Origin of the sequence: Streptomyces sp. V4I2, from assembly GCF_030817655.1 — a bacterium.
GTDB lineage: Bacteria > Actinomycetota > Actinomycetes > Streptomycetales > Streptomycetaceae > Streptomyces > Streptomyces plumbiresistens.
Map to the genome: position 1 here is coordinate 8,727,400 of NZ_JAUSZM010000003.1, position 22,359 is coordinate 8,749,758.

Genomic DNA, 22,359 nt, shown 5'->3' on the forward strand with positions numbered 1-22,359 from the left:
ACGGGCGTACCGTCGAACGGTGAACAGCGGTGGACGCAGGCGTTCACTGCCCCCTCGCGAGGGTCCACCCCCACGCGAAGGTTCACCCCGAGAGTGCGACATGCCATGACGAGCCCCCAGCCAAGCCCCTCAGCGCAGACCACCACCGGGGAATCCGGCGGTGGCGGAAACGCGATGGCGTTGCTGGTCATCGCGTCCTGTCAGCTCATGGTGGTCCTGGACATCACCATCGTGAACATCGCGCTGCCGGACATCCAGCGCTCCCTGGACTTCTCCACCACCAGCCTGGCCTGGGTGGTCAACGCCTACACCCTCACCTTCGGCGGTCTGCTGCTGCTCGGCGGCCGGACCGGCGACATCCTCGGCAGACGGCGCGTGTTCATCTTCGGCGTGCTGCTCTTCGTGCTCGCCTCCCTGCTCGGCGGCCTCGCCCAGAACGAGGCCCAACTCCTCGCCGCACGAGCCCTCCAGGGCGTCGGCGGCGCCATCGCCTCCCCAACCGCCCTCTCCCTGGTCAGTACGACCTTCCGCGAAGGCCCCGAACGCAACCGGGCCTTCGGGGTCTTCGCCGCGGTCTCGGCGGGCGGCGGCGCGATCGGGCTGCTCGCGGGCGGGATCCTCGTGGAGTGGCTGAACTGGCGGTGGGTGCTCTTCGTCAACGTGCCGATCGGGCTGCTCATCGCCGTCGCCACACCCCGTTGGATCAGAGAGTCCGAACGCCACCCGGGCCACTTCGACATCGCCGGCGCGCTGACCTCCACCGTGGGCATGGTCCTGCTGGTGTACGGGTTCATCAGGGCCGCGCAGGAAGGCTGGCGGGACGCGCTCACGCTGGCCTCGTTCGCCGCGGCCGTTGTCATCCTGGCGGGATTCATCCTGATCGAGAAGCGTTCCCGGCAGCCGATCACCCCGCTCCACATGTTCGCCGACCGCAACCGGGCGGGCACGTACGGCATCATGCTGTGCCTCGCCGCCGCGATCTTCGGCATGTTCTTCTTCCTCACGCTTTTCGTGCAGAACGTGCTGGAATTCAGCCCGCTGGCCACCGGATTCGCCTTCCTGCCGGTCAGCGCGGTCATCGCGGTCGGCGCCGGACTGGCCTCGAAGTTCCTGCCCACCTACGGACCCAAACCGTTCATGGTGGTGGGCGCGATCCTCGCCGCCGTGGGCCTGGCCTGGCTGACCCTGACCGACGTCCACTCCACCTACGCGGGCAGTGTCCTCGGCCCGATCCTCGTCTTCAGCCTCGGCATGGGCATGGAGTTCGTCTCGCTCACCCTGATGGCGCTCTCCAACGTCTCCGTCCGCGAGACCGGCGCGGCCTCCGGACTCCTCAACGCCACGCAGCAGGTGGGCGGTTCGCTCGGCCTGTCCATCCTGGTCACGGTGTTCGGTACGGCCAACACCAACGAGGCGGAGAAGCAGATCCCGCTCTTCCTCGAGCAGGCCACCCCGGCCGAACGCCTGCGCTTCCAGCGCACCGGGGAGCTCCCGCGGCCCTTCTCCGACGAGATCCTCACCGCCGGAGTGTCGGCCGCGTTCGTCATGGCGGCCATCTTCACCGCGGTCGCCGCGTTGATCGCCGTCCTGGTCATCCAGGTCCGGCCGTCCGATCTGGAGCGCCTCAAGGGTGGGGCGGGGCCGGGGCCGGTCTGAGCGCGGGGGACGCCGGTGGTCGTCGGTCGACGGTCGACGGTCGTCGGTCGTCGGTCGTCAGGCTCAGGCTCGGGCGGGGAAAATCACGTGCCCCGATCCTCGCCGGTTCCCTACACTCACCAAGGACCAGGCGCCGCCCACCAGTTCGCGGCGGGTGCCATGACGTGGAACGACGAGTGAGGGGAGACGGTCATGCGTGAGTGCACCGCTGTCGTCGTCCCCCGGTCGCAGTACGACGTGATCCTCGTGTCCTCGTCCGTCCGGTGCCCGCTGCGCGGCCGGTACCGGATGACCCGGACGAACGCCTGACCACCACGACGCCTGAACACCACGACGCCTGAACACGACGCCAGACCCGAACCCCGGGCGCGTGTGTCCGTGTACTGACGTTCCGTCAGAGATGTCGGAGAACAGCCCCGTCCGGGAATCGCGCTGCCCTGTCACCGACCCTTTCGAAAGGCCACGGGCCGTGCGCACCAACCTCAACACCCTCACCGCCGTCCGCAACCTCGGCATCCTCGCCCACGTCGACGCCGGCAAGACCACCGTCACCGAGCGGATCCTGTACGCCACCGGGACCACGCACAAGCGTGGCGAGGTCCACGACGGCACCACCGTCACCGACTTCGACTCCCAGGAGCGCGACCGCGGGATCACCATCTTCGCCGCGGCGGTGAGCTGCGCCTGGGACGGTCACCGGATCAACCTGATCGACACCCCGGGCCATGTCGACTTCGCCGACGAGGTCGAGCGCTCGCTGCGCGTGCTCGACGGCGCGGTCGCGGTCTTCGACGCCGTCGCGGGCGTCGAGCCGCAGAGCGAGTCGGTGTGGCGGCAGGCGGACCGGCACGGCGTGCCGAGGATCGCGTTCATCAACAAGCTGGACCGGGCCGGAGCCGATCTCGACACGGCCGTCGAGTCGATCCGGGAGCGGCTGCACCCGGCTCCGCTGGTCGTGCAGTTGCCCATCGGGAGCGAGGACGGGTTCGTCGGAGTCGTCGATCTCCTGCGGATGCGGGCACTGACCTGGGTCGACGGCAGTGAGACGGTCGAGGAGGGACCGGTGCCGGAGGAGCTGCGGGAGGAGGCGCTCAGGCGGCGTCGGCTGCTGGAGGAGGCGGTCGCCGAACTGCATCCGGGCGCGCTGGAGGAATTCTGTATGCAGTCGACCGGTGTCGCCCGGTCTGCGGGCGACGGTATACAGACGACGGTCGGGGGCATCCAGTCCGCGGTCGACGACATCCGGTCAACGGACGACATGCGATCGCCGGTCGACGGTATCCAGTCGGCGCTCGACACCCGCACGCTCGTCGACGCCCTGCGCGACCTCACCCGCACCGGCGAGGGCGTGGTCGTGCTCTGCGGCTCCGCCTACCGCAACCGCGGGATCGAGCCGCTGCTGGACGCCGTCGTGGCGTACCTGCCGTCGCCGCTCGACGTGCCCGCCGTACGCGGCACGCGCGACGACGGAACGGAGCAGGAGCGGGCCGCCGATCCGCAGGCGCCCTTCGCGGCGCTGGCGTTCAAGGTGAGCGCCACCCCGACGGGACGGCTGACGTATCTGCGGGTGTATTCGGGAACGATCGAGAAAGGGGCCACGGTGATGGACGCGGGTACGCGGCGCACCGAGCGGATCGGGCGGATCCTGCGGGTGCAGGCCGACCGGCACGCCCAGTTGGAGCGGGCGGTGGCCGGGGACATCGTCGCCGTGGTCGGGCTGAGGTCGGCCCGGGCCGGTTCGACCCTGTGCGCGCCGGACGCCCCGCTCGTTCTCGAACCGCCGAGCGTGGCCGACCCGGTGGTCTCGGTGGCGGTCGAGGCGCGCAGGTCCACCGACACCGACCGGCTGGCCACGGCGCTCGCCCGGCTGGTCGAGGAGGACCCGTCGCTGGTGGCCCGGACCGACTCCGAGACCGGCCAGACGCTGCTGTCCGGCATGGGCGAGCTGCACTTGGAGGTCGCGGTGGAGAAGGTCCGGCGCGAGCACGGGCTGGAGGTCGCCGTCGGACGGCCGAGGGTGGCCTACCGGGAGACGGTCGTCCGCGGGGTGTCCGGGCTGGTGTACCGGCACGTCAAACAGGACGGCGGAGCAGGGCAGTTCGCGCATGTCGTCCTCGACGTGGAGCCACTGGATCCGGAGGCCGGTACCGGCACCGGTACTGGTACTGGTACCGGCTTCGAGTTCCGGTCCGCTGTCGTGGGCGGGCGCGTGCCGCAGGAGTACGTCCGGGCGGTCGAGGCCGGCTGCCGGGACGCCCTCACGGAGGGGCCGATCGGCGGGCACCCGGTGACCGGGCTGCGTGTCACCCTCACCGACGGGGCCACGCATGTGAAGGACTCCTCGGACACGGCCTTCCGCGCGGCCGCCCGGTTCGCGCTCCGGCAAGCCCTGCGCGCCTCGGCGATGACTCTGCTGGAACCGGTCGTCGAGGTCACGGTCACCGTGCCCGAGGACGCCGTCGGTACCGTCCTCGGCGATCTCGCCGCACGGCGCGGGCGGGTCTCCGGCTCGGCCACGCGCGCGGGGTCGGCGGTCGTGACCGCGACCGTGCCGCTCGCCGAACTGTTCGGCTACGCCACCCGGTTGCGCAGCCGGACCCAGGGCCGCGGCACCTTCACCACCCGGCCCACCGGCTACGCCCCGGCACCGGTCGCCACGCCGACGCGGTGACGCGAGACCCGGTGACGCGGTGACGCGGTGACGCGATGCCGACAAGGCGGCCCCACCCACACCCGCGGGTGGGGCCGCGCCGGACTCACAGGCAGGACGCGACAGCTAACGCCCCCGCGCCCCCGGCGCAATCCGGTTGCCGGGAAGAGAACCCGTTGAAAGGCTCGCCCGCATGCCCACCTTCTCCGCACCAGACGGCACCCGCCTCGCCTACCACGTGTCCGGCGACGGCCCGCCCCTGGTCTGTCTGCCCGGCGGCCCGATGCAGGACTCGCTCTATCTCGGCGACCTGGGCGGTCTGACCGACCACCGCACCCTGATCCGCCTGGATCTCAGGGGTACGGGCGGCTCGGCGACGCCGGAGGACCCGGCGTCGTACCGCTGCGACCGCCTGGTCGGCGACGTCGAGGCGCTCCGCGAGGAACTGGGCCTGGACCGGGCGGACTTCCTCGCACACTCCGCCGGCGCGAATCTGGCCGTCCTGTACGCGGCCCGGCACCCCGACCGCGTCGCGCGCCTCGCCCTGATCACGCCGAGTGTCTACGCGGTCGGCATCGAGATCACCGCCGAGGACCGCCTGAGCACCGCACGCCTGCGCCGGGACGAACCGTGGTTCACGCCGGCGTACGCGGCCCTGGAAGCGATCACCGCCGGCCGGGCGGGCCCCGACGACTGGCAGGCCGTCGCCCCCTTCTGGTTCGCCCGCTGGGACCACGAGGCCAAGGCCGTACGGGAGGCGGAGGAGGAGCAGCGCAACGACGAGGCGGCCGCCGGGTACGGGTCGGCGGGCGCGTTCGAACCGGCCGCCACCCGCGCGGCCCTCGCCGGGTTCGCCGCACCGGTGCTCGTGCTGGCCGGTGAGGTGGACGTGGCGGCGCCGACGCGCGCGGTGGCTGAGTACGCGGGGCTGTTCCCTGACGGCGAGCTGGTCGTCCAGCCCGGCGCAGCGCACTTTCCGTGGCTGGACGATGCGGGGCGGTTCGTGACGGCGTTCCTGGAGTGGGGGCAGTAGTCCCGGAACTCCGGCGACCGATGCGACCGATGCGGCAGCTGCGGCCGTCCCCACAGCAGACGCGGGCCCGTTGATCACCACTCCGCCTTAATGCATATGATGTGCAAGTGCGTAACTACTGCATCAGGGCGGCGAGCCCCGACGACCTCGATGGTGCGCGAGCCGTGATGCTCGACACCGTCTACCGCGACTTCGGTACCGGCTATGTGCCCCACTGGCACGCCGACATCGTCGACCCGGCCGCCGCCTATCTCGCCCCAGCCCGCCACACCCTCCTCGTCGCCGTCGAGGCGGGCGACAAAACCGTCGTGGCCACCGCCGCGCTCGACTCCCGCGGCCCGGCGCACCCGCCGAACCCGCGCCACCTCGCCGACCGCTACCCCTCCGGCGAGACCACACAACTGCGCCGGGTCTACGTCCGCCCCGAGCACCGCAGGCGTGGCCTCGCCCGGCGCCTGGTCGACGAACTGCTCGCCTTCGCCGCCGCCGACGGCGGCTACCGCAGCGTCTACCTGCACACCGACCCGGCGGTACCGGGCGCCGAGCCCTTCTGGCGGTCGCTCGGCAAGATCGTGCACGACGAGCGCGAGGACCCCGACGGCGGCAACGGGGTCCTCCACTTCGAGATCCCGATGGGGCGGTGACGGCATGCGACGCCGCCACATCCTCGGCTCCCTGCTGCTCGCCCCGCTCCTGACCGCCTGCTTCGCCTCCGGCGGCGGCAGCGACTCGTCGGGCGACGCGAAGGAAGGCTCCCGGCTGCGGGTCGCCCTCGCCTTCCCGCCCGCCGAGAACCTCTCGCCGTACGGTGCCGACGCCACCATCCTCAGCCGCCTCGGCGTCACCGAGGGCCTGACCGCCCTCGACGCCAACGGCGCCGCCGCCCCCGCGCTCGCCGCGTCCTGGCGCCGCGAGAACGCCCGCAGCTGGCTGTTCACCCTGCGCGAGGCCACCTTCCAGGACGGCTCGGACGTCACCCCGAGCGCGGTCGCCGCCGCCCTCACCCACGCCACCGAGGCCAAGCCCGCCCCCGCCGCCCTCTCGGGCGTCACGCTCACCGCCCAGGCCGCGGGCGATACCGCCGTACGGATCACCACGACCGCCCCCGACCCCGTACTGCCCCTGCGCCTGGCCGGCCCCAGCCTCGCCGTCCTCTCCGCGAAGGCCTACGACGACAAGGACCGCGTCGACCCCGTCGGCACCGCCACCGGCCCCTTCGCGCTGACGAAGGTCACCGGATCCACCTCCGCCGCCCTCGACCGCTACGACGACTACTGGGCCGGCCGCGCCCAGGCCTTTGGCCTCGACGTCCGCTTCATCGCCGACGGCACGGCCCGCGCGAGCGCCCTGCGCACCGGCGAGATCGACATCGCCGAAGCCGTACCCGTCGCCCAGGCCGCCACCCTGGACGGGGCCACCCGCAAGGAGACGGCCACCACCCGCACCACGAGCCTGCTCCTCAACTCCGCGTCGGGCCCCTTCAAGGACGCGGCACTGCGCGCCGCCGCCCGCGAGGCAGTGGACACCTCGGCTCTCGCCGAGGGGGTCTACGAGGGGTACGCCGACCCCGGCGCCGGTATCTACGGACCCGCCGTGACCTGGGCCGAGGGCAAGCGGCAACAGCCGGCCGGGCGCGCGAGGGCCGGCGACCCCGACGGCATGGACATCACCCTCGCCACCTACGACAACCGGCCCGAACTCCCCGAAGCCGCCCAGGTGTTGAAGCAGCAGCTGGAGAAGGCCGGGTTCAAGGTCGCGCTGGAGGTGCGTGAGTACTCGCGGCTCGAGAGCGACGCGCTGGAGGGGAAGTTCGACGCCTTCGTCCTCGCCCGCAACACCCTGGTCGACACCGGTGACCCCGTCGCCGTGCTCGCCGGTGACTACACCTGCGACGGTGGCTACAACATCGCCCAGCTCTGCGACCGGAACGTCGACCGGGCCGTCGCCGAGGCCGAGCGTCCGGCCGACGCCGGCCGACGCCAGGACGCCGCCATGGCCGCCGAAGCCGCCGTCCTCGGTACCGACGCCGTCGTCCCGCTGGTCCACCAGCGCCTCATCACCGGCGTCGCCGACTCGGTCAGCGGCGTGCTCCTCGACCCGTACGAGCGCACCCTCGTCGGTACCGGAACCCGGCGCTGAACCGTGCGACGACACGTGGCCGCCCTCGTGTGGCGTGCCGCCCTCGCGGCCGCCCTCGTCTGCGGCATCGGCCTGCTGCCCTGGCTGACACGGACCGACCCGGCGCTCACCGTCCTCAAGGCCCGCTCGGCCGACCGCGACCCCACCCCCCAGGTGCTCGCGGACATCAGGGCCCAACTCGGCCTGGAGCAGGGCCCGTTGCGAGTGCTCGGACAGTGGCTCGGCGGGCTGTGGCGCGGGGACGCCGGACGGTCGTGGCTCTCCGGAGAGGCGGTCACCCCCGCCGTGCTCCAGGCCCTCGGCGCATCCCTGCTGCTCATGGCGGTGGCCCTGGCGGTCGCCGCTCTCACCGCCGCCCTGATCTGCGCCCGCACGCTGTGGCTCGGCGCGCACCGACGCCTCGACGGCCGCCGCGCGGGAGGCAGCGGCTCGGCGGTGCTCGCCGCGCTGCCCGAGTTCCTCACCGCGTCCGTCCTGGCCACCGTCGTCGGCGTACAGCTGGGCTGGCTGCCCGCCCTCGGCTGGTACGGGCCGCGGTGGACGGTGTTGCCCGCCCTCGCCCTCGGCCTGCCCGCCGGCGCGGTCATCGGGCGGCTCCTCGACGACCTGCTGCCCGGCGCCTTCGCCGAGCCCTGGGCACTGGCCGCCGCCGCGCGCGGCCTGCCGGGCCGCAGCATCGCCCGCCAGGCGGTACGCCGCTGCCTGCCCGGACTGCTCCCCAACCTCGGCCTGTTCGTGGTCGGCCTGACCGGCGGCGCCGTCGCCGTGGAGCAGATCTTCGACATCCCCGGCCTCGGCCGCACCACCCTCCAGGCCGCCCTCGCCCAGGACCTGCCCGTCCTCCAGGCCGGCACGCTGGCCCTGGTCCTGCTGGCGGCGATCGCGGCGGGACTCGCCGCCCTCACGACGCGGCTCCTCGTCGGCCCGGCCCTGCGCGACGGCGCGTTGTCCTCACTCCACCGTCGACCGCCGCCTGTCCGCAGGATCCTGCCTATTGCATACGGTCTCCTGCTGACGGTCGTCGTCGCGCTCGGCCTGCCCCGCGACCCGCTCGCCCTCGACACCGGCGAACGCCTGCGATCCCCCTCCGTGAGCCACCCGTTCGGCACCGACGCCCTCGGCCGGGACGTCCTCGCCCGGGTCGCCCACGGCGCCGTCGACACCCTCGTGCTCGCCCTCGCGATCGGCGCCGCCGCGCTGTTCACCGGTGTGCTGCTCGGACTGGTGCCCCGGCTCTCGGGCCCACTCGTCGACACCGTCAACGCCGTCCCGCCCGTCCTGCTCGCGCTCCTTGTCACCGCGGTCGCCGGCAGTGGGCCCGCCACCCCCGCGCTCGCCGTGGGCGCCGTCGCCTGGGCGCCCCTGGCCGCGCACACCTCCGCGCTGCTGCGCCAGGAACGCGCCGCCCTTCACGTGGCCGCCACCCGGGCTTTCGGCGCAGGCCGCTGGTACCTGCTGCGCCACGAACTCCTGCCCGCCGCCCTGCCGTCCGTCACCCGCCACGCCCTGCTCCGCCTGCCCGGCATCGCCCTCGCGCTCGCCTCCCTCGCCTTCCTCGGCCTCGGCGCCCAGCCGCCCTCCCCGGAGTGGGGCCTGCTCCTCGCCGAGAACCAGCCCTACGCCGAGCGCGCCCCCTGGGCGGTCCTCGCCCCCGCCGCCGTACTCGCCCTGCTCGGGGCGCTCGCGGTGAGTGCGGCGGGCGGAGTGCGGCTGCCGAGGCGGTCCTGGCCGGCGCGTACCCCCGAGCCGCCGTCGGCCGAAGAACCGTCACCTACAAAGGAGTTGGTGGGAATCCGATGACCTCACCGTCGATCGGCCTGCGCCGCAAGGCGCTACCCGGGGCATCCGGGCGCACCCGGCTCTCGCCCCTGCTACGGCTGCTGATCCTCACCCAACTCGCCTTCAACATCGGCTTCTTCGCCGTGCTGCCCTTCCTCTCCGAACACCTCGGACAGGCCATGGGCATGGCCGGCTGGCTCGTCGGCCTGGTGCTGGGCCTGCGGACCTTCAGCCAGCAGGGACTGTTCGTGGTGGGCGGGGCGCTGGCCGACCGGTACGGCATCCGGCCGGTGGTGCTCGCGGGCTGCGTCCTGCGGATCGCGGGATTCGCCTGGCTCGGCTACGCGGAAAAGACCTGGTCCGTCATCGGCGCCGTCCTGCTGATCGGGTTCGCCGCCGCGCTGTTCTCACCGGCCGTGGAGTCCGAGGTCGCCCGGCAGGCGGTGGCCTGGGAGTCGACGGGCGGCGGCTCCCGTACCCGTGTCCTGGCCCTGTTCACCGTGGCCGGACAGGCGGGGGCGTTCGTCGGCCCGCTCCTCGGTGCACTGCTCCTGACGCTCGACTTCCGCACGGTGTGCCTGGCCGGAGCGGGGATCTTCGTCCTGGTCCTCGCCGGACACGCGTGGCTGCTGCCGCAGCGCATCCCGGGCCGGGAACGCGTCCAAGTCCGGGGCGGCGTGGGGCCGTTGCTCCGCAATCGCCGCTTCCTCGCGTTGTGCTGCGCGTACGGCGCCTACCTGCTCGCCTACAACCAGCTCTACCTCGCCCTCCCCGACGAGGTGCAGCGCGCGGCCGGCTCCCAGGCCCCGCTCGCCTGGCTGTTCGCCCTGTCGTCGCTGCTGGTCGTGACCGCCCAACTCCCCGTCACCCGCTGGGTGGGAGACCGCCTCACCCTGCGCCGCTCCATGGCGACCGGCCTGTTGCTGATCGCGGCCGGCTTCGCGGTGGTGGCCCTCGCCCGCCCCGCGAACTGGACGGACACCGCGGGCCTGCTCCCCGCCGCGGGCTTCGTCGTCCTGCTCACCTTCGGCCAGATGCTCGTCGCCCCCGTCGCCCGGGCCTGGGTCCCCGACCTCGCCGAAGAAGGCCGACTCGGTCTGTACACGGGAGCGTTGTCCTCGGTCTCGGGCCTGATCGTCCTCGTCGGCAGCGCGGTGACGGGGATGCTGCTGGACAGCGGACTGCCGGCCGCGGTGCCGTGGCTGGTGCTGGCGGCGCTACCGGCTGCGGCGGTCGGGCTGTTGCCGCGGAGATAGCGTCCACGCCGTACAGACCCAGGATGTCCGGGTGGAGATCTCCCGGGAGGCGGATCCGCGGACCGTCGACCTCTCCTCGCGCCCGGACCGGGCACACCGCACGCTCAGGACGCCACCGGCTCCGGCTCCGGCATCAGCTCCAGCACCTCCGCCACGGAAGCCTCCTCGGTCCGCGACGTCCGCCACAGCCACAGGATGTCCCGGCCGAACGACCACACCAGCAGCGCCAGTGCGGTCGCGGCGACCGCGAACGTCGCCGTGTACGGAAGGAGGGCCGAGGCGGCCACGAGGAGCAGGATGCCCTGGAGTGCGGCGACCGTCTTGCGGGCCGTGCTCGCAGGGAGCGGGGCGTTGAGCCAGGGCAGGGCGCGGGCCGCGGCGACGAAGGCGTAGCGCATGGCGCCGATCAGCAGGACCCAGGGGCCGAGGGCCATGGAGACGTACACGCTGAGCACCAGGATGAGGAACGCGTCGACCTCCATGTCGAAGCGTGCGCCCAGCGGTGTCGAGGTGCCGGTGCGGCGGGCGACCTTGCCGTCCACGCCGTCGAGGATCAGCGCCACCGCCGTCAGGCCGACGAACAGCGTCACCGGTGGTGAGCTCTCGAAGGAGTCGGCGACCAGGGCGGTCACCGCGCCGACCAGGGTCGCCCGGCCGAGGGTGACCCGGTTGGCCGGGCCGAAGGAGCGCAGCCGGGACCGGTGCAGGGCTCGGGAGAGCACTGCCCAGGTGGCGATGGCGAAGGCGAGGCCGGTGAGCCAGCCCGCCGGCCCCATGCCGATCGCCGTGCCGAGCAGGGCCAGCAGCAGGATCTGCAGGCCCGCTCCCACCGCGGTCTCCTGCTGGACCAGCCTCGCGTCGTAAGTGTTGTTCAGGGCCACCGCACATTCCTCCGGCCAGGTGACAGAGTGGATCAAGGCCGCGTACTGTGCGCGACCTGTGCACACCTCGGTACGTGAACAGCTTCCCGATCGTTCAGGAGGATGCCGATGAAGCGCGCCGCACGTGCGTTCTGGCTCAGCTCTCCGGGGCATGGCGCCATACGCGAGATGGCCCTGCCGGATCCCGCCGAGGGCGAGGTCCTCGTCCGCTCGCTGTACTCCGGGGTCAGCCGGGGCACGGAGACCCTCGTGTTCCGTGGCGGAGTACCGGAAAGTCAGTACGCGGCCATGCGGGCGCCGTTCCAGGAGGGCGACTTCCCCGGGCCGGTGAAGTACGGCTACCTCAACGTGGGTGTGGTGGAGGAGGGGCCGGACGACCTCCTCGGGCGGACCGTGTTCTGCCTGTATCCGCATCAGACGCGGTACGTCGTCCCCGTGACCGCCGTGACCCCCGTACCCCCCTCCGTACCCGCCGAACGGGCCATTCTCGCGGGCACCGTCGAGACCGCCGTGAACGCCCTCTGGGACGCGGCGCCTCTGGTCGGCGACCGGATCGCGGTGGTCGGCGGCGGCATGGTCGGCAGTTCGGTGGCCGCGCTGCTGGCCCGCTTCCCCGGCGTGCGCGTCCAGTTGGTGGACGCCGACCCGGCCCGAGCCAAGACCGCCGAGGCCCTCGGCGTCGACTTCGCCCTGCCCCAGGACGCCCTCGGCGACTGCGACCTCGTGGTCCACGCCAGCGCCACCGAACAGGGCCTCGCCCGCGCGCTGGAACTGCTGAGGGCCGAGGGCACCGTCCTCGAACTGAGCTGGTACGGCGACCGGCAGGTGAGCCTCCCGCTCGGCGAAGCCTTCCATTCCCGGCGGCTGGTCGTCCGCAGCAGCCAGGTCGGTTCCGTGTCGCCCGCCCGCCGCTCCAGCCGTACCTACGCCGACCGGCTGGCCCTCGCCCTGGAGTTGCTCGCGGACCCGGCGCTCGACGCCCTCGTCACCGGGGAGAGCGCCTTCGGCGAACTGCCCGACGTGCTGCCGCGGCTCGCCTCCGGCGAGATTCCCGCCCTGTGCCACCGGGTCCGCTACGACGCGGACGAGTGAACGGGCGACACACAGGTTCAATCCCGTATGACCTACCCCAGGCGCGCAAGAGCGCCTGACCTGAGAAAAGAGTGAGAGGAGGCTGAACAACGGGGGGCGAGGAGCCGTACTACACGGCATCCCCCGGCAGGGATCAGCGGGGGACAAGACGCGCCGCACCTGGAGGGTCGTCCGTTGTTCAGCATCACCGTCCGCGATCACATCATGATCGCCCACAGCTTCCGCGGCGAGGTCTTCGGCCCCGCGCAGCGCCTGCACGGAGCGACGTTCCTGGTGGACGCCACGTTCCGGCGCGAGCAGCTGGACGACGACAACATCGTCGTCGACATCGGACTCGCCACACAGGAACTCGGCGCGGTAGTCAGCGAGCTGAACTACCGGAACCTCGACAACGAGCCCGACTTCGCCGGGGTCAACACCTCCACGGAGTTCCTGGCCAAGGTCATTGCGGACCGGCTCGCCGAGCGGATCCACAAGGGTGCGCTCGGCGAGGGAGCCAAGGGTCTGGCGGGGCTCACCGTCTCGCTGCACGAGTCGCACGTCGCCTGGGCGAGTTACGAGCGTGCGCTGTGACCGACACGACGATGGAGCGGACCACCGCGCCGCTCGGCTATGTGCCCGTGCAGCACTCCGCCCTGAAGAACGCGGAGATCATCCCGATGTCCCTGCGCTCCGTGCACTTCGTCCTGCCGGGCGGCGTGGACGACCCGACCGCCCCCAGCGGCGGAAACGCCTACGACCGGCGGGTGAGTCTGGACCTGGCCGGCTTCGGCTGGCAGGTGCACCAGCACGCCGTGCCCGGTGAGTGGCCGCGTCCGGGAGCCGCGGCCCGTGCGCAACTCGCGCAGACGCTGCGGGACCTGCCGGACGGCGCGGTCGTCCTGCTGGACGGGCTGGTCGCCTGCGGTGTCCCGGAGGTCGTCGTCCCCGAGGCGGAACGGCTGCGCCTGGCCGTCCTCGTCCACCTCCCGCTCGGCGACGAGACGGGGCTGGACCCGGCGGTGGCGGCGGAGCTGGACGCCAGGGAACGCGCCGTGCTGCGGGCCGTCCCCGCCGTCATCGCGACCAGCGACTGGGCCGTGCGCCGCCTCGTCTCCCATCACGGTCTGGCCCCCGACCGGGTCCATGTCGCCGCCCCCGGCGCCGACATCGCGCCGCTCGCCTCCGGCACCGACGGTGTGTCCCGGCTGCTGTGTGTCGCCGCGGTGACCCCGCGCAAGGGCCAGCACCGGCTGGTGGAGGCGCTGGCCGGGGTGACCGATCTGCCGTGGAGCTGCGTCTGCGTCGGCGGACTCACCCAGGATCCGCAGTACGTCGCCGGACTCAGGGTGCTGATCCGCAAGTACGGCCTCCAGGACCGCCTGCACCTCGCGGGCCCGCAGTCCGGCGCCGCACTCGACGCCAGCTACAACGCCGCCGACCTGATGGTCCTCACCTCGTACGCCGAGACGTACGGCATGGCGGTCACCGAGGCCCTGGCGCGCGGTATCCCCGTGCTGGCCACGGACGTCGGCGGCCTCCCCGAGGCGGTCGGCCGCGCCCCCGACGGCGGGGTGCCCGGCATCCTCGTCCCGCCGGAGGACCCCGCCGCCCTCGCCGCGGAACTGCGGGGCTGGTTCGGCGAGGCGGACGTACGACGCCGGCTGAAGTCCGCCGCCAGGGGCCGGCGGTCCGCCCTGGGCGGCTGGGCGGCAACGGCCCGCAGCCTGGCCGGAGTACTGGGCCGGTTGTCGAGCGAACCCAGGAGGGCGGCATGAGGAAGACGGCAATGACACAACAGGCGGGGAAGATCCCGACGCAGCTCGGCCCCGACGAGGCTCTCGAGTCGAGGAGTTCCGTGGTCGCCGGTCCTGGAGGAGCGTCCGTGCAAGCTGCTGTGGCCGGACCCGGGGAAGTCCCCGGCGAGGCCGAACACGTCATCCCCGGCGCCGGCCCCACGCTGCGCCCCGGCGAGCGGCCCACGGTGCGGCTGCGGGACGCCGGGCCCGACGATCCGCCGCGCTACGCCCCCGAGTGGCTGGAGCTGCGGGAGGGCGCCGACGCCGCCGGGCGGGCGGTCGAGTTGCTCGATCCGCTGCGGATCCGGCTCGCGAACCTGCCGGGGAAGGCCGGCATCGTCGTCCACGACCTGGGCTGCGGCACCGGCTCGATGGGCCGCTGGCTGGCCCCCCGCCTGGACGGCGCCCAGCACTGGATCCTGCACGACCGCGACCCCTACCTCCTGCACTTCGCCGCCGTGGCCGCCCCGCGCTCCGGCGCCGACGGCAGCCGTGTCTCGACCGAGACCCGCCGCGGTGACGTCGGCCGGCTCACCCCGGACGCCCTGGCCGGCGCGTCCCTGGTGACGGCCTCCGCGCTGCTCGACGTGCTGACCCGCGAGGAGATCGACACCCTGGCCGCCGCCTGCACCGGAGCCGGCTGTCCGGCCCTGCTGACGCTCTCCGTGGCCGGCCGCGTCGACCTCACCCCGTCCCACCGGCTCGACGCGGAGATCGCCGAGGCGTTCAACGCCCATCAGCGCCTGGGCGGCCTGCTCGGCCCGGACGCGGTCACCGCGGCGTGCGAGGCGTTCTCCGAACGCGGCGCGACGGTACGGCTGCACCCGAGCCCCTGGCGCCTTGGCCCCACCGAGTCCGCGCTGACCGCCCAGTGGCTGCGCGGCTGGGTCGGCGCGGCCGTCGAACAGCGCCCGGAACTGCGGGAACGCGCCGACCGGTATCTCAGCGAGCGCCTCGCGGCCTGCGCGGCGGGCGAGTTGCGGGTCGTGGTCCACCACACCGACCTGCTGGCGCTGTCCCGGCCGACGGGCGGGGCGTCATGAGCGTGGAAACGGTACGGACCTGGGGCGGCCTGCCTGGCGTGGAGCCGCGCGAGCGGCACACGGATCTGGCCGTGGCGCCCGCCCGGCCCGGCGGCAGGACGGTGGCCCCCGCCGGTGCGGCCGTCTCCGAGGACCGTATCGGCGTGATCGTGCCGGCACCCCGGCCCGGTGCCGCCCGCTCCTCCTTCTCCCGCTCCTTCTTCCGCTCCTTCTTCGCCCGCTTCAACTCCCGTGCCGTCCGCACCCACTTCGGGACCGTCGCGGGCGTGGCCATCCTCGCCGTCCTCCTCTGGCGCCTGGGCACCGGCGTCTTCCTGGACGGCCTGCGCCGCATCGACGGTCCGACGCTGCTCGTGGCGCTCGGCATCGGCCTCGTCACCACCGTCTTCAGCGCCTGGCGCTGGCAGTTGGTGGCCCGGGGCCTGCGCATCCGGCTCCCGCTCGGCCCGGCCGTCGCCGACTACTACCGTGCGCTGTTCCTGAACGCGGCCCTGCCCGGCGGCGTCCTCGGTGATGTGCACCGGGCGGTACGGCACGGGCAGAGCGCCGGTGACCTCGGCCGCGGCGTCCGCTCGGTCGTCATCGAACGGGCCGCGGGGCAGATCGTCCTGGCACTCGTCGGCGTCACCGTACTGCTGACCATGCCGTCGCCGGTGCTGGCCGACGCCCGGCACTTCGCGCCCCTGGTCGCGTTCGCCGCACTCGGCGCGCTCGCCGTCGTCGTCGCCCTCCGCATGAACCGGGCCCCCTCCCGCCGCGGACGGGCCCTGCGGGCAAGCCTCGGCGAGGCGCGCGAGGGACTGCTGTCGCGCCGTAACCTGCCCGGCGTCGCCCTCTCCTCCGCCGTCGTCCTCGCGGGCCACCTCGGGATGTTCGTCGTCGCCGCCCGTGTCGCCGGCTCCGCCGCCTCCGCCGCCGTGCTGCTGCCCCTCGCGGTCCTCGCCCTGCTCGCCATGAGCCTCCCGCTGAACGTCGGCGGCTGGGGCCCCCGCGAGGGCGTCACCGCCTGGGCGTTCGGCGCCGCGGGACTGGGCGCGAGCAGCGGCCTGGCGGTCGCGGTGGTGTACGGGGTGCTGAGCTTCGTGGCGAGCCTGCCGGGCGTCATCGTCCTCGTCGTCCGCTGGTACGCCGGCCTGCGCGCCGGGGCGGGGGAGGAGACCGGCGAGACCGGCGCCGGGACCGTCGTGACGGACCCGGAAACCCGCCGTATGCCCCCGTGTTACTCCGTGGGCCCGCTGCCGGTCAGCATCGAGAAATACGGGCCGAAGGATTCCGCCAGACTCGCCAGGAGCGCCTTCCCCTTTTCCGCTGAGCCCAGCGAGGGGCGGCCGATGACACCCGAATCGGTATAGCCGGACATACCGAGGGTCAGGAGATGACGACGGTCGTCCGCGACGAAATCGGAGGTCTCATAGCCGGGCCGCACACATTCGGGATGAGCGTGCAGAAGAATGGAGGTCTCTATTTCCCCCGCATGCATGTCGGTGAGCAGCGAGGTGGCCACCCCCGCCCGCTCCCGCGCCGTCTCCCAGTCCTCCGCGGCCGGGAAGAGCGCCATCCGCTCACCGCGGGCGGAGGATTCCTGAACGACGTTGCCCAGTACGTAGTTCCCGCCGTGCCCGTTGACCACCACCAGGGTGTCGACGCCGGACCGGCGCAACGAAGCCGCTATGTCCCGTACCACCGCGTGAAGGGTGACGGAGGAGATGCTGACGGTTCCCGGCCAGGCCGCGTGCTCGTGCGAGCAGGAGATCGTCACCGGTGGGAGCAGGTGCACCGGGTACGCCGCGGCGATCTCCCGGGCGACGGCGCAGGCGACCAGCGTGTCGGTCGCCAGCGGCAGGTACGCGCCGTGCTGCTCGAAGCTCCCGACCGGAAGGACGGCGACCTGCGTTGAGACGTCCGCCCCCCGCGTCCGTACGTCTTCCGTAGTGTCCGCCGGCACCAGACCGTACGCAGCCGACCGTATTCGCGAACCACTCATCTTTTCACGGCCTTTCGTCTCTGCTTAGGAACCAGATCATGACAGAAAAAATTGGCGTGCTCGGCAAGAAGTCGCCACAGCGCACCGGTGTGGAACGCGTGGTGAATGCCCCGCTGCCCACCGTGTACGGGAAATTCCAGGCGGTCGGCTACCTCGATCACGACCGCGGTGACGAACAAGTGGCCCTGGTCTACGGTGAGATCGGCACGGACGACGTGCTGACCCGGCTGCATTCCGAGTGCCTGACCGGTGACGCCTTCGGTTCCCAGCACTGCGAGTGCGGCGACCAGCTCGCCTCCGCACTGCGCGCAGTCGTCGCCGAGGGCAGCGGCATCGTCGTCTACCTCAGAGGGCATGAGGGCCGGGGCATCGGCCTGCTCGCCAAGCTGCGGGCGATGGCGCTGCAGGCGGAGGGCCTGGACACCGTCGAGGCGAACCTGGCGCTCGGCCTGCCGGTGGACGCCCGCGACTACGGGGTCGCCGCCGGGATCCTGCACGACCTGGACGTGAAGTCGGTCCGCCTGATGTCGAACAACCCGCGCAAGCGCGAGGCGTTGGTGCGGCACGGCATCGAGGTCGCCGAGACGGTGCCGCTGCTGATACCGCCGTGCGAGAACAACATCACCTATCTGCGGACGAAGCGGGAGCGGCTGGACCACCATCTGCCCCATCTGGACGCGGTGGCGCACCTGTCCTGATTCCCGGGCGGCGCGCGGGGACAGGAAGAGGGAATGACCGACGACGTCCTCTTCCTCTCCGGGCGGCAGGTGGCACGCCTCCTCGACGCCGACACGGCGATCGCCTCGCAGCGCGCGGCCTTCACCGCGCTCGGCACGGGCGGTGTCGACCTCCCCGGGAAGATCATGCATCCCAGCCGCTTCGACGACAGTGTCGTCTTCGCGTACGTCTCCCGGCTGTCGGCGGACACCGGGGCGGTCGCGAAGGTCGGCAGCGTCAACCCGGGCAACGCGGCGGCCGGGCTGCCGACCGTGCACGCCGTCGTCACCGTGCTCGACCCGGTGACGGGCCGCCTCGCCGCCGTCATGGACGGCACGGCGGTGACGACCCTGCGCACGGCCGCGGCGAGCGCCGTCGCCGTCGACGCCCTGGCCGGCCCCGACGCCGCCGACCTGACGATCCTCGGCTCGGGCACCCAGGCCCTCGCCCATGCTCGGGCGATCGCCCGGGTGCGGGACCTGAAGTCGGTACGGCTGTGGAGCCCGACCCCGCGGCACCGCGCCCGCGCCGCCGAGACCCTCGCCGCCGAACTGGGCCTGCCCGTCGAGCCGGCCGACAGCGCCGAGGCGGCCGTGCGCGGGGCGTCGCTGGTCGCGGCCTGCACGCTCAGCACCACGCCCGTGGTGTACGGCCCGTGGCTGGATGCCGGGTGCACGGTCGTCAGCGTGGGGTCGTTCGAGCCCACCCGCCGTGAGGTGGACAGGGAGGTCGTACGACGATCCGCGGCCGTCGTCGTCGATGACCCGACGACCGCGGCCGAGCACGCCGGGCCGGTCGTGGACGCTGTGCGGGAGGGGCTGCTGACCCCTGAGGACCTCGTCCCGCTGGGCGAGGTGCTCACCGGGCGCCGCGCGGCACGGACCTCGCCCGAGGACGTCGTGTACTACAACAGCGTCGGCCTCGGTGTGCAGGACGCGGCGGCCGCCTGGGCCGTCGTCGAGGCGGCGAAGGCCGAGGCGGCGAAGGGGGAACACGGGTGACCATGCGCGCGGGTGTCGTGGTGATCGGCGGCGGGGTGATGGGCACCAGCATCGCCTGCCACCTGGCCCGGGCGGGCGTGCGGGACGTCGTGCTCGTCGAGCGGGACGAACTCGCCTCCGGGTCCACCTCGAAGGCGGCGGGCGGGGTGCGGGCGCAGTTCTCCGACGAGCTCAACATCCAGCTCGGCGCGCGCAGCCTGGAGGCGTTCGCCCGCTACGAGGAGGACACCGGGTACGACATCGGGCTGCACCGGGTCGGCTATCTGTTCCTGCTGTCGACGCCCGAGGACGTGGCCTCCTTCGAGGCGGGCGTACGACTGCAGAACTCCCTCGGCGTGCCCAGCCGCCTGATCGACCCGGCCGCGGCCCGGCGGCTCTCCCCGCTGATCAGCACCGACGGCCTGCTCGCGGCGGCCTTCTCGCCCGACGACGGCCACTGCACGCCCGAGGCGGTCGTCCACGGCTACGCGGCCGCCGCCCGCCGCCACGGCGCGACGATCTGGCGGCACTGCGAACTCACCGGCATCGAACTGCACGGCGACGACATCACGGCCGTCATGACGAGCCGGGGCCGGATCGCCACCGACACGGTGATCTGCGCGGCCGGCGCCTGGTCGCGGGCGGTCGGCGCGATGGCCGGCGTGGACCTGCCGGTCGAGCCGCTGCGCCGCCAGATCGCGGTCACCGAACCGGTCGACGGACTGCCGCCCGACCTCCCCATGACCATCGACTTCACCACCAGCCTCTACTTCCACACCGAGGGCCCCGGCCTCCTCGTCGGCATGTCCGACCCCGAGGAGCGGCCCGGCTTCGCCACCGACACCCACGACCGCTGGATCCCCCGCCTGGGCGCGGCCATGGAGCAGCGCGCCCCCGCCCTCCTCGACCTGCGCCGCACCGGCGGCTGGGCGGGCCTGTACGAGCTCACCCCGGACCACAACGCCCTGATCGGCGAGGCGACTTCAGTATCCCGTTTTCTGTATGCAACCGGCTTCTCCGGTCACGGCTTCCTCCAGGGGCCGGCCGTCGGCGAGGTCGTCCGAGACCTGTATCTGGGCCGCGTACCCTTCGTGGACGTCAGCCCGCTGAGCGTCGGCCGGTTCGCGGCCGACGCCCTTCGCCCGGAGGCCAACCGCGTATGACCGAGCTCCACCTGTGGCTGCGCCACGAGGTCCGCACCACCGAGCGGCGCACCCCGATCGTGCCGTCCGACGCGCGCCGGCTCGTCGACAGCGGCGTGACGCTGACCGTCGAGGAGTCCCCGCAGCGGGTCTTCCCCGTCGAGGAGTACGAGACGGCCGGCTGCCGGATCGCGCCCGCGGGCTCGTGGGTCTCGGCGCCCGCCGACGCCGTCGTCCTCGGCCTGAAGGAACTCCCGGACGGACCCCCTGACCTGACCCACCGGCACATCTTCTTCGGGCACGCCTACAAGCGGCAGCCCGGAGCGGCCGACCTGCTCCGGCGGTTCGTGCGCGGGCAAGGGGCACTGCTCGACCTCGAATACCTCGTGGACGACCACGGTCGCCGCCTCGCCGCCTTCGGCTTCTGGGCGGGCTACCTGGGCGCCGCCCTGGCCGTCCTCCAGCACCGGGGCAGGCTCCGCGCGCCGTTGACACCCACCGGCAAGGACGCGCTGGACGAGACGCTGCGCCCGGCGGCCGGGGACGAGGAGTTCACCGCCCTGGTCGTCGGGGCGCTCGGCCGCAGCGGGCGGGGCGCACGCGTCGCCCTCCGCGAGGCCGGCGTCGATCCCACCTGCTGGGACCTCGAGGAGACCCGCGACCTGGACCGGGGAGCCCTGCTGGCCCACGACGTCATGGTGAACGCCGTCCTCGCCACCACCCCCGTCCCGCCCTTCCTCCGCGAGGAGGACCTCGACGCTCCGGACCGCCGCCTGCGCACCCTGTGCGACGTCACCTGCGACGTGGGCTCGCCCCTGAACGTCCTGCCGGTCTACGACCGCACCACCGACTGGACGGACCCGGCCCGCCGGCTGCGCAAGGAACCGCCGCTGGACCTGATCGCCATCGACAACCTGCCGTCCCTGCTGCCGAAGGAGTCCAGCACCGACTTCTCGGCCGCCCTGCTGCCCCAGCTCCTCGACCTCGGCGTCGGCGGGCCGTGGGGGCGCTGTCTGGACCGGTTCCATCAGGCCTGCCGTGAACTCGGCATCGTAGAAGGGCAGTCGCGTGATGTCTGAGGTGGTTCCCGCGAGCGGCACCGTCCACTGGATCGGCGCCGGACTGTCCACCGGCAGCGGCTTGGCCGTGCTGTGCGAGACGGCCGAGCGGGTACGGCTGTGGCACCGCACCGCGGAACGTGCCGCCGAGGCCCTCGACGGGCTCGGCCTCGCCTCCCGTGCCGAGCCCCGCGCGTACGCGCCGGACGCGCTCGCGGCCGACCTTGAGCCCGGGGACGTGGTGGTGTCGATGCTGCCGGCTCCCGAACACGCCGCGCTGCTGGCCCTGTGCGTCCGCGAGCGGGCGCACTTCGCCTGCTCCAGCTATGTGTCCGACGCGGTGCTGGAGCAGGTGCCCGCGGCCGAGCGAGCCGGGGTCGTCGTCCTCACCGAGGCCGGCCTCGACCCGGGCATCGACCACCTCTTCGCGCACAGCCTCGTCGCCCGCGCCCGGGAGGCCGTCGGCGACGGCACGCCGGCCTCCTACAGCCTCACCTCCTACTGCGGCGGCGTCCCCGCCGTCCCGAACGACTTCCGGTACCGCTTCAGCTGGGCCCCCGCAGGAGTCCTGAACGCCCTGCGCTCGCCCGCCCGTTACCTCGAGGACGGCGCCGAGACCACCGCCGACCGGCCCTGGGAAGCGACCCGGCGGCACGTCGTCGACGGCGAGACCTTCGAGGTCTACCCCAACCGGGACAGCCTCCCCTTCGTCGAGCAGTACGGACTGCCGACGGCCTGGAAGCCGCGCACCTTCGTCCGCGGCACCCTGCGTCTGGACGGCTGGCTGCGTGCCTGGGACGGCGTCTTCGCGGAGCTGCGGACCGGCGACGACGCCCGGATCGCCGCCCTGGCCCAGGAGCTGGCCGCGACGTACCCGACCACGGACGCCGACCGCGACCGCGTCGTCCTCGCCGTCTCGCTGGACGTGCGCGGCGGGGCCGGCGGGGACTGGTCGGGCGGCTACCTCCTGGACCTGGTGGGTGACGAGCGGGAGAGCGCGATGGCCCGCTGTGTCTCCCGCCCCCTCGCCCTCGGCGTCCGGCACATCCTGGACGGCTCCCTGCCGCCGGGCCTCGGCCGCGCCGCCGAGACCGGGGCCCGCTCCCAGGAGTGGCTGGCCGAACTCGCCCGGGAGGGCGTGCACTTCACCCTCCGGGTCGATCAGTAGGCG

The 22,359-nt window shown here is 73.1% G+C and carries 18 protein-coding genes and 1 pseudogene; 17 read left to right on the forward strand and 2 right to left on the reverse strand.

Annotated features, from left to right (window positions below; translation table 11 throughout):
* Positions 1-174 precede the first annotated feature (174 nt).
* The 7 genes from QFZ76_RS40835 (at position 175) to QFZ76_RS40865 (ending at position 10,513) form a co-directional block, all read left to right on the forward strand.
* Positions 175-1,656, forward strand: a complete 1,482-nt coding sequence (locus QFZ76_RS40835) for an MFS transporter (protein WP_307678390.1) — start codon at positions 175-177, stop codon at positions 1,654-1,656.
* Between the two features lie 469 nt (positions 1,657-2,125).
* On the forward strand, positions 2,126-4,327 hold the full coding sequence (locus QFZ76_RS40840) for an elongation factor G (protein WP_307678391.1): 2,202 nt from the start codon (positions 2,126-2,128) through the stop codon (positions 4,325-4,327).
* A 172-nt stretch (positions 4,328-4,499) separates the two neighbouring features.
* Positions 4,500-5,339 carry an alpha/beta fold hydrolase gene (locus QFZ76_RS40845; protein WP_307678392.1) on the forward strand — a complete coding sequence of 280 codons (840 nt, stop codon included), beginning with the start codon at positions 4,500-4,502 and terminating at the stop codon, positions 5,337-5,339.
* A 107-nt stretch (positions 5,340-5,446) separates the two neighbouring features.
* On the forward strand, positions 5,447-5,983 hold the full coding sequence (locus QFZ76_RS40850; RefSeq protein WP_307678393.1) for a GNAT family N-acetyltransferase: 537 nt from the start codon (positions 5,447-5,449) through the stop codon (positions 5,981-5,983).
* 4 nt (positions 5,984-5,987) lie between these two features.
* Complete coding sequence (locus QFZ76_RS40855) at positions 5,988-7,478, forward strand: ABC transporter substrate-binding protein (RefSeq protein WP_307678394.1); 1,491 nt, start codon at positions 5,988-5,990, stop codon at positions 7,476-7,478.
* 3 nt (positions 7,479-7,481) lie between these two features.
* Entirely contained in the window at positions 7,482-9,278 is a 1,797-nt protein-coding gene (locus QFZ76_RS40860; RefSeq protein ID WP_307678395.1) for an ABC transporter permease subunit, read from the forward strand.
* On the forward strand, positions 9,275-10,513 hold the full coding sequence (locus tag QFZ76_RS40865; protein WP_307678396.1) for an MFS transporter: 1,239 nt from the start codon (positions 9,275-9,277) through the stop codon (positions 10,511-10,513). Before QFZ76_RS40860 ends, QFZ76_RS40865 begins: the two co-directional genes overlap by 4 nt.
* Positions 10,514-10,617: 104 nt before the next feature.
* Here the strand turns inward: QFZ76_RS40865 and QFZ76_RS40870 are convergent, their stop codons facing one another.
* Positions 10,618-11,394: a CDP-alcohol phosphatidyltransferase family protein gene (locus QFZ76_RS40870; protein ID WP_307678397.1), complete on the reverse strand. Its 777-nt coding sequence runs from the start codon at positions 11,392-11,394 to the stop codon at positions 10,618-10,620.
* A 108-nt stretch (positions 11,395-11,502) separates the two neighbouring features.
* Between QFZ76_RS40870 and QFZ76_RS40875 the strand changes: the two genes are divergently transcribed.
* From QFZ76_RS40875 to QFZ76_RS40895, 5 genes are all read left to right on the forward strand, one after another.
* Entirely contained in the window at positions 11,503-12,486 is a 984-nt protein-coding gene (locus tag QFZ76_RS40875; protein ID WP_307678398.1) for a zinc-binding alcohol dehydrogenase, read from the forward strand.
* Positions 12,487-12,660: 174 nt separating this feature from the next.
* Entirely contained in the window at positions 12,661-13,059 is a 399-nt protein-coding gene (locus tag QFZ76_RS40880) for a 6-carboxytetrahydropterin synthase (RefSeq protein WP_307678399.1), read from the forward strand.
* 11 nt (positions 13,060-13,070) lie between these two features.
* On the forward strand, positions 13,071-14,243 hold the full coding sequence (locus tag QFZ76_RS40885; RefSeq protein ID WP_307680277.1) for a glycosyltransferase family 4 protein: 1,173 nt from the start codon (positions 13,071-13,073) through the stop codon (positions 14,241-14,243).
* Positions 14,240-15,307, forward strand: coding sequence for a class I SAM-dependent methyltransferase (locus tag QFZ76_RS40890; RefSeq protein WP_307678400.1), 1,068 nt, complete (start codon positions 14,240-14,242; stop codon positions 15,305-15,307). The genes QFZ76_RS40885 and QFZ76_RS40890 overlap by 4 nt, the downstream gene beginning before the upstream one ends.
* Entirely contained in the window at positions 15,304-16,659 is a 1,356-nt protein-coding gene (locus QFZ76_RS40895) for a lysylphosphatidylglycerol synthase transmembrane domain-containing protein (protein ID WP_373464430.1), read from the forward strand. The genes QFZ76_RS40890 and QFZ76_RS40895 overlap by 4 nt, the downstream gene beginning before the upstream one ends.
* Here QFZ76_RS40895 and QFZ76_RS40900 read toward each other — a convergent pair.
* Positions 16,548-17,291, reverse strand: a pseudogene (locus QFZ76_RS40900) (creatininase family protein); the annotation flags it as partial. The gene QFZ76_RS40895 and the pseudogene QFZ76_RS40900 overlap by 112 nt on opposite strands.
* Before the next feature lie 38 nt (positions 17,292-17,329).
* On the opposite strand from QFZ76_RS40900, the gene ribA reads away from it, so the two are divergent.
* From ribA to QFZ76_RS40925, 5 genes are read left to right on the forward strand one after another with little or no spacing between them, the layout of a single operon-like run.
* Positions 17,330-17,989 carry a GTP cyclohydrolase II gene (gene ribA, locus QFZ76_RS40905; RefSeq protein ID WP_307678402.1) on the forward strand — a complete coding sequence of 220 codons (660 nt, stop codon included), beginning with the start codon at positions 17,330-17,332 and terminating at the stop codon, positions 17,987-17,989.
* A 33-nt stretch (positions 17,990-18,022) separates the two neighbouring features.
* Positions 18,023-19,009 carry an ornithine cyclodeaminase family protein gene (locus QFZ76_RS40910; RefSeq protein WP_307678403.1) on the forward strand — a complete coding sequence of 329 codons (987 nt, stop codon included), beginning with the start codon at positions 18,023-18,025 and terminating at the stop codon, positions 19,007-19,009.
* Between the two features lie 2 nt (positions 19,010-19,011).
* Positions 19,012-20,151, forward strand: a complete 1,140-nt coding sequence (locus QFZ76_RS40915; protein WP_307680278.1) for an FAD-binding oxidoreductase — start codon at positions 19,012-19,014, stop codon at positions 20,149-20,151.
* Positions 20,148-21,209: a saccharopine dehydrogenase gene (locus tag QFZ76_RS40920; protein ID WP_307678404.1), complete on the forward strand. Its 1,062-nt coding sequence runs from the start codon at positions 20,148-20,150 to the stop codon at positions 21,207-21,209. The genes QFZ76_RS40915 and QFZ76_RS40920 overlap by 4 nt, the downstream gene beginning before the upstream one ends.
* The gene (locus QFZ76_RS40925; protein WP_307678405.1) at positions 21,202-22,356 is read left to right on the forward strand and encodes a saccharopine dehydrogenase family protein; all 1,155 of its coding nucleotides are present in this window, start codon (positions 21,202-21,204) and stop codon (positions 22,354-22,356) included. Before QFZ76_RS40920 ends, QFZ76_RS40925 begins: the two co-directional genes overlap by 8 nt.
* Positions 22,357-22,359: the final 3 nt, after the last annotated feature.